The 13,999-nt window shown below is 29.4% G+C and carries 9 protein-coding genes and 1 pseudogene; 1 reads left to right on the top strand and 9 read right to left on the bottom strand.

Going from position 1 to position 13,999, the window contains the following annotated elements; genetic code table 11:
- Positions 1 to 37: 37 nt before the first annotated feature.
- On the top strand, positions 38 to 2,335 hold the full coding sequence (locus BLT88_RS09435; RefSeq protein WP_091954387.1) for an outer membrane beta-barrel family protein: 2,298 nt from the start codon (positions 38 to 40) through the stop codon (positions 2,333 to 2,335).
- Between the two features lie 328 nt (positions 2,336 to 2,663).
- Here BLT88_RS09435 and BLT88_RS09430 read toward each other — a convergent pair whose 3' ends face one another.
- The 9 genes and pseudogenes from BLT88_RS09430 to BLT88_RS09395 all read right to left on the bottom strand — a co-directional run bounded on the left by BLT88_RS09430 (position 2,664) and on the right by BLT88_RS09395 (position 13,998).
- Positions 2,664 to 3,299 carry a hypothetical protein gene (locus BLT88_RS09430; RefSeq protein ID WP_157691175.1) on the bottom strand — a complete coding sequence of 212 codons (636 nt, stop codon included), beginning with the start codon at positions 3,297 to 3,299 and terminating at the stop codon, positions 2,664 to 2,666.
- Between the two features lie 157 nt (positions 3,300 to 3,456).
- Positions 3,457 to 4,470 carry a S9 family peptidase gene (locus tag BLT88_RS09425; RefSeq protein ID WP_091954384.1) on the bottom strand — a complete coding sequence of 338 codons (1,014 nt, stop codon included), beginning with the start codon at positions 4,468 to 4,470 and terminating at the stop codon, positions 3,457 to 3,459.
- 236 nt (positions 4,471 to 4,706) lie between these two features.
- Positions 4,707 to 5,402 carry a hypothetical protein gene (locus BLT88_RS09420; protein ID WP_091954383.1) on the bottom strand — a complete coding sequence of 232 codons (696 nt, stop codon included), beginning with the start codon at positions 5,400 to 5,402 and terminating at the stop codon, positions 4,707 to 4,709.
- Positions 5,403 to 5,551: 149 nt separating this feature from the next.
- Positions 5,552 to 6,469, bottom strand: a complete 918-nt coding sequence (locus tag BLT88_RS09415; protein WP_091954381.1) for a hypothetical protein — start codon at positions 6,467 to 6,469, stop codon at positions 5,552 to 5,554.
- A gap of 328 nt (positions 6,470 to 6,797) precedes the next feature.
- Positions 6,798 to 9,653 (bottom strand): type I restriction endonuclease subunit R, encoded by a 2,856-nt coding sequence (locus BLT88_RS09410; protein WP_091954380.1) that lies wholly within the window; start codon positions 9,651 to 9,653, stop codon positions 6,798 to 6,800.
- Positions 9,650 to 10,312 carry a restriction endonuclease subunit S gene (locus tag BLT88_RS14390; RefSeq protein ID WP_231960111.1) on the bottom strand — a complete coding sequence of 221 codons (663 nt, stop codon included), beginning with the start codon at positions 10,310 to 10,312 and terminating at the stop codon, positions 9,650 to 9,652. The genes BLT88_RS09410 and BLT88_RS14390 overlap by 4 nt, the downstream gene beginning before the upstream one ends.
- A gap of 54 nt (positions 10,313 to 10,366) precedes the next feature.
- Positions 10,367 to 11,923: pseudogene (locus tag BLT88_RS09405) on the bottom strand (type I restriction-modification system subunit M); the annotation flags it as partial.
- Between the two features lie 316 nt (positions 11,924 to 12,239).
- Positions 12,240 to 12,989: a CPBP family intramembrane glutamic endopeptidase gene (locus BLT88_RS09400; RefSeq protein WP_020081410.1), complete on the bottom strand. Its 750-nt coding sequence runs from the start codon at positions 12,987 to 12,989 to the stop codon at positions 12,240 to 12,242.
- A gap of 259 nt (positions 12,990 to 13,248) precedes the next feature.
- Entirely contained in the window at positions 13,249 to 13,998 is a 750-nt protein-coding gene (locus BLT88_RS09395) for a hypothetical protein (protein ID WP_091954376.1), read from the bottom strand.
- Position 13,999 lies beyond the last annotated feature (1 nt).

The raw sequence follows: 13,999 nt of genomic DNA, 5'->3' as shown, positions 1-13,999 counted from the left end.
TTCCTGTTATAGTTATTTGTTTCATAATTTAATATTTATGAAACCATTTATTCTAATTTTAACTTTAATAGCAAGTTTCAATTATTCGTTCTCTCAAAGCTTACACAACTTTAGTGGAAAAGTAACTGACGAAAAAAACAATCAAATTATAGTTGGAGATGTATTAATTTTACAAAACAATAACATTGTGAAATATACATCTATAAATAATGGTATGTTTTTATTGGAAGCTATTCCCCAAGGAAATTACACCTTAAAAATTTATAGTTTAGGATATGAAACCTACTTACAAAAATTGAATTTAGATAAAGACTTAAAACTTATAATTAAGTTAAAAGGATCAACAACAAAGCTAGATGAAGTTCTAATTACAGCTAGAAAAAAACTGATTGAAAATAAAAATGGAAATTTGATAGCTAATGTTGATAAGACCCTACTATCCAAAGAATCTAATACTATTGATTTGATATCAAAATTACCAAGTATACAAGTAGGGCCAAATAGGGAAACTATTTCAGTAATTGGTAAAGGTAATCCGCTAATTTACATGGCTGGTCAACGAATTTCTATTGAAGAATTTAGCAGTTTACAAGTTGATGATATTAAAACTATTGAAATAATTAACAATCCATCTGCTAAATATGAGGCCAACAGCAGAAGTGTTATTTTAATTACTAGAAAGAAAAATGCAGGAAAAGGAACAAAAGTTTCGTTAACAGAAACAGCTTCTTTTAAAAATTACTTTAATAATTATTTAAGCACAAATCTTACCACAAAAAAAAACAATATAGAACTAAAACTTGATGCTAGTTACAATCAACTAAAAGTATGGGAGAGTAATAGTTTAGATTATGAATTAACAGACCAAAATACAAGTTCAGATTATTTGGTAAAAGCTGTTACCACTAGACCGCAGTTTATTTTTGGTGGTGGGCTATACTATCAATTAAACACGAATGATTATATTTCGATAAGTACACGCTACAGAACACAAAACGACCCTTTTTATATAGAAACAAACACCTTTTTAAATGAAAATGGCACTGAAAATAATATTTATTCATATAGTGATAACGAAAATGTTAGACGTTTTTCAAGTTCAAACATCAACTTTTCAAAATCAATTAATAAAAAGAGTAATCTCTTTACAGGATTTCAATATACGAACTACAAAAACAGCATTGAAAACGCTATAAAAAACACCTATGATAATCCTTTTAAAGAAACATTTTTAGATAGATTTCAAGATTTTGAAGTTGATGATTTTTCAGCTAGAGCAGATTATGATATTTCCTTTAAAAAGGATAAAAAATTAGAATTAGGCATAAACTATACTAATACAAGTTCAAGTGCGTTAAATGAAATTGAAAACAACACTACAAAGTATAAATACACCGAAAATAATACAGCTTTTTATTCGCAATTTTCGGGTACAATCAAAAAAGTAAATTTCTCATTTGGTTTAAGAGTAGAAAACACAAAAGTTGAAGCTAGTTACAAAGAAAATAGCAATTTAGAAATTGATAGAAATAATACATATTTCTTCCCAAAAGGGGATATTAATTTTGCTATTGATAGTACAAAAACCTTAAGTTTTAATTATGCAAAAACTATTTTAAGACCTAATTATTCGTCGGCTGCTTCTACGGCAGCATTTATAAATCCTGTATTAGAATTCAGAGGAAATACATCGTTAAAACCAACTTTAATAGATGAAATTTCGACGACTTTTCAATACAAAGATAAATCCTTAACAGCTCAATATTCTTACATGAAAAACCCTGTACATTACAGTCTAATTTATGATAAATCGGATGAAATAAGCGTTATGTTTCCGAGTAATTTTAAAGAAGAATATGGTTTTTCGCTTACTCTTAATGTTCCGTTTAAATATAAATTTTGGAGTTCGAGTAATATCATCAGTTTAAATTATAATACTATTAATGATGTAAGAATGGTTTCGTTAAAGTCCTCCCCTTATTTTTATTTATACACAAATCACCAATTTAAAATAAATAATACATCTTCTTTTAATCTTAATGGATGGGCGTTAACTAACCGACAAGAAGGTGTTTTTGATAGAAAATTGGTCTATGCCATTAATGCTACTTTCAGTAAAACCTTTTTTAATAAATTAGATTTAACTTTAAGTCTCAATGATATTTTTAATACGATGACTTTTAAGGAAAATTACCAGCTACAAAACATCAAAGCAAAAAGTATCTTTTTTAGTCGCTCTCATGAATTTGCTATTTCGTTAAAATATAGTTTTGGAGCTATAAAATCATCCTATAAGAACAAGGATGTTAATGATAATTTGAATAGAATTAGATAGTTTTTAGTAAGGCGAATCTATTAAAAAGATTAAAAGAATATTTTAAATAATGAAGAACGAATTAAAGTTTCATGTAGATTACGTAAAAGTGGAGCCGATACCCTAAATAATACCTAAAATGGCAATGATAGTAAAGAGAGTTTATGTCTGTTTTATCATTTTCTTGAGTGTCATTTCTCAATGAATGGCAACGTGTTTGTGTAAGGAAAGTTGCGTGGTTTAAGCAATGAAGTTAGTAAATAAAACACGAACCAAGAAAATCCACGAGGATTTTCGTAAGTAGGCTTTTACCAGCAATTTTTTTTACACGGTGTTGGCAACTGGTTTTTTATTCTTTCCTTATTTCTATTTCATTTGTAACAAAGCTATATTCATTTAAGTCAATTCCATTTTGATAGTATTTGATTTCAAATATAAAATTGTCATTATTTTCAGGAGCTTCTTTTAAAACAAAAATAAGTTCATTAGCAATGTTTGGATTCGTGTTTATATATTCTATTAAGTCAAACTTTTCATAATATGGAAAACTGCTAAAGTGGTTCAAGACTAAAACATCAAAAAGTTGATTTATATTTTGACCTGACTGATTCATTGAATTATAATCATTGTTAGTATATATTTCAATATTTGTTATTTTTTCGTCAGTCTTTGGTGGAGCAGGACTACAGGCATAAGAATTTTCAATAAAAATATTTTTCATTTTACTTTTTTCGTAAGCAAAATATGTTTCAATTTCAGCGGTTATTCTTATTGAATATTTTTCATAAGAAACAGAATTATTTTCTATTTCTGATAATTTTATTTGATGTTTTTCATTTAAAACTTCAATTTGTAATATTTCTGAATTCAGAGAAGATATTTTAAATTTATTCGGAAAAGGTCCACAATCATCTTCACAGGAAATTATTCCCAAAAATAAAATTATAATGTAACTTCTAATAAAAAACTTAATTTTCTTTTTCATTTTGTTTTCAGTTTTACTTGTTGCCAACGGTCTTGTGTATGATCTCGTTGCATGTTTAAGCACTAAAGTTAGCAAATAAATCACAGATAGAAAGTCCGCTAGGACTTTCGCAAGAAAACACTAACTAGCAATGAATTATACACGGTGTTGGCAATAGTTATTTTTTCAGTTCTATTATCCAATTCACTAAATATTCTTTAAATGAAGAATCAATATCATAAATTTCATTTGTTAGTTGGTTAGTTCCTTTTTTGGTCATAAAGTGGTCTAACTTTTCAATCTCTTTAAATTCAATATTTGAGTTTTCAATTCTATTTAATTCGGTTTTGCTTTGTTTTGGGTCAACTAAAATATCTTCTTTCCCGATAATTATCAAAGTTGGAAAATCAATATTCTGATATGTTTTTGTATTATCAATTCGAGCAAATTCAACATTATGAGGCATTAGGTAATTAGAAAAAGATTTTTTGTTTACGTTTATTTTTTTAGATTCTTTCTTTCCGATTTTCCATAATTCCCAAGCAGTTTTATTTGGATTCTTATCTATCAATGCATAAACATAATTTAAAGCATTTATTCGCTCTTCAGTGTTTTTTCCAATTATTAACTTGTCATAATTTTTAATTCCATTCTCAATTTGATATTTTAATAATTCTCTTGGTTTTCCAATTGGTGCTGACCATTGAATTAGAAAATCAGGTTTTATATTCTGTTTAATTGATAAAGTTGTAACTATTCCACCCAAACTGTGACCTAAAAAGCCTATTTTTTTGTTTTTTGTAAATTTTGATTTTTCAAACTCTCTGTAAATTTCAATGAAATCACTCGTGTAAATTTTTGGTAGGTCATTATATTCTCCTGTAGATTTTCCAACTCCTCTTTTGTCAAATTTGAAAACTCCAATATTATTTTCAAGTAAATACTCGGTTAAGTAATTATGAGCTTTTTGAGATATTTTTCCAGTTCCAGATATGATTATAAGTATTTTATTATAGTCAGATTTTGGTGTTAATAATGTTCCGAAAATTGTAATTGTTTCATTTACTTTTTTACTTATTTCTTCAATGTTATAGTTTTGAATGTTCTTAATTTCTTTTTCATTATTGAATTCTCCTTGAGAAAAAATAAAGTTGGAAATAAAAAGAAATAATATGATTGATGCTTTTTTCATTATAAGATTTTAAATTTAAATCAAAAATATAAATATGAAAAGGTTGCAATATTTATGAACTGTTAATTAGTAATTTTTTAACGTACTCTTTAATTATTGCCAACGTGTTTGTGTATGAGTTGTTGCGTTGATTAAGCGACTAATTTAGTAAATACAAACTGAATAGAAAATCCGCGAGGATTTTCGTAAGTAGAGAAGAACTAGCAATTAATTATACACGGTGTTGTAAAACGTACTTATTTTTCATTATCAATTAACCAAGGTTGCTTAAACTCCTTTGTTTTGGTCAATTCCTTTTTTAATTTTTCTCGTTCTAAATCCAATTCAGAATATTCTGCTCTTTCAAAAAGTAGGTTATAAGCTGATTGATGAAATCCGTATTTTTTTAATATATCAAAATCCGAGTTTGCTTTTTCGGTATTCAGATTGTTGTTGTCAAATTCAATTTTTAAAAGGTCAACTAAAGTGTCATTTACAAACTGCTTTTCATAATTCAGGCGTTTTTTGTCCAATTTCACAGAGTTTAATTCTTTAAGAATTTCATAAACGATTGAGTCATTTTTCTCCGCTTTTCTGCGATTCCAAAATTCAGCGTAATATTTGGTTTGTATTTTAGGTTTGTTGTAAGTCAGTTGCAAACTGTCCATTAAATTTTCAAAATTCCGTTTTATGTAAATGTCTTCGATTAGAAAACTATTTTCGCTTTTAAAAATCAGATTTTCGAGTTTTTCGTAACCTAATTTTTTAAATGATTCGTGAATTGTTCTTAAATTTTCGGGTTTTCTAATCCACGTGTTTTTTGTCCAATCAGAATTCCTTAAATCGAAAAATGAAGTTTTATTTTCTGCATAAAATTCCGATTCACTTTTTTCTTTATTAACGCAAGAAACAAATAATAAAATCAGAATTTTTAATGTTAGCAGCTTGTTCATTCGTATGTTTTACAACGTGTTTGTATATGGTTTGTTGCGTGTTTTAAGCACCTAATTTAGCAAATACAAACCGAATAGAAAATCCGCGAGGATTTTCGTAAATAGGCTAGAACTAGCAATAAATTATATACGGTGTTGTAAACAGTTATTTATTCCACTATTTCTATTTTTTCAGGTTCATAGTCAGTCCAAACGAATTTTGTGTTTAATGGTCCGAAATCGGTCGAGTGTTTAAGTGGTGAAATAAATGACTTTTTACCATTTTTTTGAACTCTATACATTGCTACGATTTCTAATTCTAAAAATTTATCGACTACAAAAGGCGTTAATACAACATTATGACCTTGATAGTCAGTTTTAACACTTGGATAAGTTAGTCCTTTATGATTTCTCCAATTAATTGCCATATCGGTATAACCAGCAGAAATCATATAATCAAAATGGCTATTTATTTCTTTCTTGGCAAAATGTTTCGAGAAAAATCGAAGAATTATTTCAAATTGCTCTTTATGTTCTGGCAATTCTTGTGTTAGTTTATTCAAGTGAAATTCGTAAGACCGTTTAATATCTGCTGAATTTTTGATTGTTTTTTCATCAAAGACCATTTCAACAACTTCTATATCTTCTTTTATTCTCCACTTACCAACTGTCATTACAAAATCGGCATTTTCCACTTCATTCTTTTCAAGATTTCTAAATATCTCACTTGTTTCAAGAAGGTTCACAAATCTCGGATGTTTAATTACGTCAGATTCAAAAGCACCATAGAATAATGAAAAATGAGGAACATTTGCTCTTCCATAAGTTTTAATGTTTGGATAATCTGTTCGGTATGAGATTTGACTTTCGGTAGTGAAAATTTCATCAGGTCTATTTATCCGAGCTCTTTCGATAGTATGTCCTTTTTTCAATTTTGCAGTTACAAATGGAACGAATTGTAAACTTGTCAAAGCTGTAACTAATTTATTGTATGAAACTTGAGAAAAATCGGTAGATTCTATAGTCGAAATTATCGAATTTAATTCGTCAACTGTTGGTAGTTTACTAAAATCTTGAGGGTTCTCCATAATTGTTTACAACGGTTAGTATATGAAATGTAGGGCAGTTGATAAGCACTTACTTTCGGATTTACACTTAGCCATATTTTTCATTTTATTTTTATCTTTTTTCTAAAATACAAATTAAAAATATGGCGGACTTTGTAAACAAGCACAAACCTTTGATTTATCACTAATCGCCCTATTTTTTATATACATTGTTAGGTGTCTGGCTTTTCTTTCCGCAAACTTGCTAGCGTTGGCAGAAGACATACTCTTTGACAAGTTTTGGCTTTAGCGGTTGGCTTTTGAGCGACTTGGCAATGTGTATGGCTTTGTGCGTTGGCTATTCATTCACTTAGTTTCCTGTTATTCCGTTTATAAATGTGTCCACAAACTCAACAATCTGTTTTAATATTTTATCTCCTAATTTCTTTCGTTTTAGCACAGACGGTTTTTCGCCTTCTATTAAATCCAACACTTCATCACGTAATGGTTCACGTTCTGCATACAGATAGTTTTCTATCAGTTTTTGCGTTTTCTCTTCCGATAGGTTTTCTTCTGTCGTTAGTTTCTTAAACGCTTTCTTTTGCTCCTCATTCCAATAAACCTCAAATGCTTCTGGAATGTCATCTGTATCTTCAATAGTCGGTAAACTTTCTTCTATAAAACGCTGTATTAATTCTCGCTTACTTCTCAGGTTAACTTCTGTATTCAGTAAGTTAGAAATTTCCTGTTCCGTTTTTGTTGCGTCTTTTTGAGTTTCCGATTTTAATTTAATCAATAATTGAATAATGTAGTTTACATTGATTTCGTCTCTGTGGATTAACTCTAATTCAAAATCTACATCTTCTAATATGGAAACTTTTTCTTTTTCGGTATCGCTTTTTACTTTTTGCCACAAATCCAAATACTTGCTTTTGTAATCTTCAAAAAGTTGCTCGTCCATTGCTAAATCTTCCCATTCAAAATCTGAAAAAGCATTTAGAATATTCCGAACACGCATTAATTGTCGAAAAGCCTTAATAAACGCCAATTCATCATCTTCCGAAACTAAATCATTTACACTATCTACATCTGGTGTAATCTTAATTAATTCGTCATAGGAATCATTGAATTTTTGAACATAATCATCATAAGGTTTCATAATGATTACTTCAATCGCTTCTTTATTACTAAACAAGGTTATGGCTTCATCTGTTGCCTTTTTTAGATTTCTAAAAACAACAATATTTCCTTGCGATTTTTGTTCGTTTAGTATTCTGTTGGTTCTTGAATATGCTTGAATTAAACCGTGATATTTTAAGTTTTTATCTACATATAAAGTATTTAATGGTGGACTGTCAAAACCTGTTAAAAACATATTGACTACCAATAAAATATCAACTTTTCGTTCTTTTACTTTCTTGGATATATCATTATAATAATTGTAAAACGACTGACTGTCTTTGGTAGAAAACTTAGTACCATACATTGTGTTGTAGTCTACAATATATTCGTCTAATTTTTCTCTACTGTGTACATTCATTCCATACAAAGCAGGTGCTTCTTCTACTACCGAAACTTCTTCTGGAATAAAACCATTGGCATCTGCATCTTCTTCGTTTGCTACATAACTAAAAATGGTGGCAATTTTTAAATTGTGTTTACCTTCTAGTTTCTTCTTCTGAAATAAATCGTAATACTTTATCAAATTTTTCACACCACTTACAGCAAACATTCCTGTAAATTCTTTTTGATGTGTTTTACGGTTATGATTGGCAATAATGTAATCGGTAATTTTTTCTAAACGAGCTTCACTATCCATTAACTCTCTCGTGTCAATAGATTCTACTTCAATATCTATTTCTGTTGCCGATTCTTTACGCTTGTATTTCCCAACATATTCTACTGAGAATTTGAGTACGTTTTCATCTTTTATAGCATCTGTAATTACATATTTATGCAAACACTCGCCAAAAAGTTCTTTTGTGGTTCTTTTTCCTAATTCGTTTTTTACCGCATTATCTTTAAAAATCGGTGTTCCTGTAAAACCAAACATTTGGTTGTTATGAAAAAAGGCTTTTATTCTATTGTGTGTTTCGCCAAATTGTGAACGGTGACACTCATCAAAAATGAATACAATTCGCTCATCTTGTAAAGCCTCCATTTTAGATAAATACTTGGTTTTGCTTATTGCCGTATTTAGTTTTTGAATGGTAGTTACAATTAGTTTTGTATCGTCTCCAAATTGCTTGACTAAGGATTTTGTATTGTCTGTACCATCTATACAACCTTTGCTAAAACTGTTAAACTCTTTGGTGGTTTGATAATCTAAATCTTTTCTATCTACCACAAATACCACTTTTTTAACCTGTGGCATATTCATTATTATCTGACTTGCTTTAAAAGAAGTTAAGGTTTTACCCGAACCTGTGGTGTGCCAAATATATGCGTTGTTGTTTGAGTTTTCTACTTGATTTACTAATGTTTCTACTGCATAAAATTGATACGGTCTAAGCACCATTAAAATTTTATGCGTTTCGTTAAGTACAATGTACTTGCTTATCATTTTTGAAATATGACAAGGCTCTAAAAAATCGCTCGTAAAACCGTTTAAAATATTGGTTTGACGTTTGTTTTCTTTGTCTGTCCAATAAAAAGTTTGTTTGAAAGATTGGTGTCTGTTATTGGCATAATACTTTGTGTTTACACCATTACTAATAATGAATATTTGAACATATTGAAACAAAGCCGATTTTGCTCCAAACGAATGCCTTTGATAACGGTTTATTTGGTTAAAGGCTTCTTTCATTTCTAAGCCTCTACGCTTTAGTTCTATTTGCACCAATGGCAAACCATTAATAAGCAAAGTAACATCATAGCGGTTTTTGTAACTACCTTCCATAGTAACTTGGTGCGTTACTTGAAATTGATTTTGACACCAAAAGTCTGTGTTTAAAAACTCAAAATAAAGGTTGTCGCCATTATCACGTTCTATGTGTTGTTTAGCACGTAGTGTTTTTGCTTTTTCAAAAACTGAACCTTTACTAAGTATGTTTAAAACACGCTCAAACTCACTGGCTGAAAACGTAATATTGTTGTGCTTTTCTAACTGTGTTTTTAGGTTGGTAGTTAAGGCACTTTCATCCTTAATGACTACTTTTTCGTATTTCAACTTTTGCAGTTGCGCAACTAATTGATTTTCTAATACTTGTTCTGGTTGTGTACTCATATTATCAAGCTTTTTCTATATTCTTCTATTGCTTCAATATGAGAATTGTTGAAATTTATTTTATTGTCAATTGCGGTTAAAAAAGAAACAATCTTTTTTTGTTCTTCATTTGATGGTAATTCAACTTCAATTTCAGAAATTCTTTTAGACGAGATACCCAAGACTTTAGTTCCTTGTGCAAACCTCATAATTTGATACTTTACTGTATCAGACTTCATTAAAAACCCCAAAAAACCAAGTTCTACTTGGGTTTTATCAGGTCTTGCAAGAATTGTATGTAATCCCGCAATTACTTTTTGGTTATCAATATTAATTATCTCGATACATTTACCAATATCTGCATAATCTTCAGAAGCATCAGCTATAATAATATCTCCTACTTTACAATATTTTTCTTCTGAAATTTTGTCTAAATTTATAATGGGATTTACAAAAGGCACATTTTCTTTTTCGATATTAAAATGAGAATGAAATTTTGTATGAATATCTCCATAATGTATATTCTTTACATTACCATTTTCATAATTAAGTTTCTCTCTTGAAAAGGAATTAGTTGAATGATAACTAAAAATATCTCCTAGATAAGTTTTTTTCCAATTTTGAAATTTATCTCCATTTTGTTTTTTGAAACAAATTGATTTATTGAATATTTTTTGCATCACACCTTCTCTAAAAAGAGAGAGTAATTCCATATTGTTTCCTATAGGAGTAGGAATATTTAATTCATTACAAAAAACATCAATTTGTTTTTCGATTTCTATCGACTGATTGTTTATTTGACTTAAAAAGTCAGAAATGTAACTCAAGTCAATATTTGCATTTCTTTTGAACTTATCAATGTAACGTGGGAAATTCAAGTTGAATTGATTTTCACTAATTTCTTTCAGAGATATATTTCTACTATATTTTTTTATTTCAGTTCTATTTTGAAAAGTTGAAATAATTTTCTCAATGTCCTTATCTCGTAAGATATTTTGTTTTACTGCTTTATCGTAATCATCACTTGCATCTATAAATAAAATTGAGTCTGGGTTTTCTCTACATTTTTTAAAAATTAGAATACAAGTTGGTATTGCTGTACCGTAAAATAAGTTTGCTGGTAAACTTATTACTGCATCTAAGTAATTTCTATCTTCAATTAGGTATTGCCTTATTGAAAGTTCGGCATTACCTCTATAAAGAACTCCGTGAGGTAAAACTATCGCCATAGTTCCATTTTCTGCTAAATGGTGAATCATATGTTGCACAAAAGCATAGTCAGCTTTAGATTTTGGTGCTAATCTCCCATATTGGCTAAACCTATCATCACTTGTAAAAAGTGGATTAGCTGTCCAATCTGCTGAAAATGGAGGATTGGCTACTATGGCTTCAAAACGCTCGTCAATATGTTGTGGGTGTTCTAAAGTGTCCTCTTGCTTTATATCAAATTTTCGGTAATGAATATCGTGTAATATCATATTCATTCTCGCCAAGTTGTATGTAGTACGGTTTAGTTCTTGCCCGTAAAAGTTGGCTACACTTTCTACTTCTTTAGCTACACGCAATAAAAGTGAACCCGAACCACAAGTTGGGTCATAAACTGATTTTAATTTCGTTTTTCCTGTGGTTACTAATTTTGCTAAAACTTTGCTTACTTCTTGTGGTGTGTAAAATTCACCTGCTTTTTTTCCTGCTCCACTTGCAAATTGTCCAATTAAGTATTCGTAAGCATCTCCTAAAACGTCAATTTCTGTATTCTCTAATTTGAAATCTATTTTGTCTAAGTGCAACAGCACTTTTGCAATAATTTCATTTCTTGCTTCTGGCGATTTTCCTAGTTTGGTAGAGTTCAAATCCATATCCTCAAACAGATTGTCAAAATCTTCTTCACTTTCCGTTCCCATTGTGCTGAGTTGGATATTTGTTAGAATTTTTTGTAAATCTTCTAATATGAAATTAGAAACGCCTTCTACGTCACTATTTCCTCTTTTGGCGATTTGGCTAAACAGTTCATTAGGTTTTAAGAAGTAGCCTAATTTTACAACCGCTTCTTCTTTTATAGCTTCTATGTATTCTTGTCCGTTTTCGGTGTTTTCTTTTATGCTTGTAAATACTATTCCGTCTGGTTTTAGAATATTATTGGCATAAATATTCATTTTTTCAGATAGATATTTGTAGAAAATGAATCCCAAAATATAATCTCGAAACTCGTCCGCATTCATTTTTCCTCTTAGCGTATTCGCTATATTCCACAGTTGTTGTTCGAGTTGTTTTTTTTGGTCGTCACTCATTTATTTTGTTCTATTTTTTTAAGTCCACAAAGTACATATTTTTCGGCTAACGGAATGTAGAGCGTTGGCAAGAAATTGCTCTTTTGGTTTTTTGTTTTTTGGCTTTGAGCGTTGGCAAAAACCAAATGTGCAATTTGTGCGGCTGGCTTTTTTTTCAGCTTGCACCTAACGTTGTTGTGTATGGTTTGTTGCGTGTTTTAAACACTAAAGTTAGCAAATAAATCACAAATAGAAAGTCCGCGAGGGCTTTCGTAAATTGGCTAAAACCAGCAATAAATTATACACGGTGTTACCCACTGACTTTTCTTTTCAATTCTCAAAATATACTTTCTCCTAATATCATTAATATATGAGCAAAAATATGTGCAATCATTGCTGATTCAAGACCTTTTTTCCAATAAATCCAACCAAAAATAATTCCTCCAACTGAATTTCCTAAAATTATATATAGTAATAATTCGGTTGTTGGTGTTCCAATTAATGTATACACAATAGGTAAATGTCCAAAACCAAAAGCAATTGCAGAAATAATAATTCCAGCCCAATAAATAATTGGGTTTAGTTTTCTTGTAATTTTAAAAACAATCCACGTAATTAATGACATTAATCCAAACCTGATTAGAATTTCTTCTGTCAAACCACCATAAAGAAATTTCGTGATTATTCCAGGCTTAAATTTCTCTCCGATTTCAATAAATTCAATTGGTAAAAATGGAATAAAAATTACAGAAATTAATGTCATTAAAATTCCACTTATTACTCCTCCAATGATTCCATATTTTAGAATTTCATTTTTATCGGGCACTTTTTCTTTAGATATGATACTTTCTATTATTGGTAATTTAAAATTTACTTTATCGTAGATTGTAGTTCCAATTATTACAAATATTAATAATAAAATTGTTGGGTTTATTAATGAGATTAATTTAAATTCCCAAGGTGTAAACATTTTATCAATAACTATTTGGATTTTTTCTGGAAAGACTAAATCCATAGTTAAAGTCGATAAAATTCCAATAAATCCAATGAGAAATAGAGTAATTCCTAATTTAACTTTTCTATTCATTTTATTCTCGTGTTAGTTTGTGGGTAACGTTTAGTATAAGAAACGTAGGGAAGGTGATAAGCACTATCGTTTCGGTTTATTACTTAGCGGACTTTGTTAATATTCACAGACTTTTCGGTTTGGCACAAATGCCCTATGTTTTTTATACCTTGTTACCTGGCTGGCTTTTCTTTCCGTAAACTTGCTAGCGTTGGCGTGAAAGCTCTTTTAAATTTGTGAGGCACGAACAAACTTTAAATGTGCTAGAACTTGCGTTGGCTTATCCAATTAGTTTTTCTTTTCCATTTCCATAGACAACAATTCCTTTTTTAAAATCATAAAGATAATTTGCTATAAGTTTCCTTTCGCTGACTTTTTTTTGGTCTACTAAGTAATAAGATATTCTTTGATTTGTCATAAACCTTATAAGTTCAAATAACTGTTCAAAAGTTTGGTTTTTCTTAATTCCAATAGTAATGCTTTTCTTTATTATATAATTTATTTCTGTTTTCAGAACTCTTTCGATTGAAGCTAGAGAAGTCCCTGGTTTGTTTTCCTCTCCTTGTTCTTTTAGTTCTTCAATTGAAGTAGGTAAATCTCCAAATCCTAAAAATACTTTAGCTCCTTTTTTTATAGATTCTTTTCCTATTTTTCCATTTGAATTACAAGTTAAACAAAAGACTTTTTTCTTTTTAAATTTATCAATGTTATCAAATGTTATAAATTCTTCTTTGTGAAAATAATCTTCTGAGTGTTCCTTTTTTGCATCTTCACTTACAAAAGCATTGTCAAATGACTTTCCTTTTGCTCCATACAAGTAATTACTTCTTCCATGTCCCATAAATAGTATTAAACCATTTTCAGGATGTTCAGAAATACTTTGAAGACAATTTTGGTGAGATTCTTCATTAGGTTTAACATTATAATGATGTGTTAAATCTGTCAACTCACCATTTAAATGATTTTTTATTTTATCTAAAAAACCTGTAGTTGAATCTTCCGGATGGATAATAAGTAAAGACTTTTGCATA

Origin of the sequence: Polaribacter sp. Hel1_33_78, from assembly GCF_900106075.1 — a bacterium.
Classification (GTDB): domain Bacteria; phylum Bacteroidota; class Bacteroidia; order Flavobacteriales; family Flavobacteriaceae; genus Polaribacter.
The sequence above is the reverse complement of the archived record's forward strand: the minus strand, read 5'-3'. Positions and strand labels throughout refer to the sequence as shown.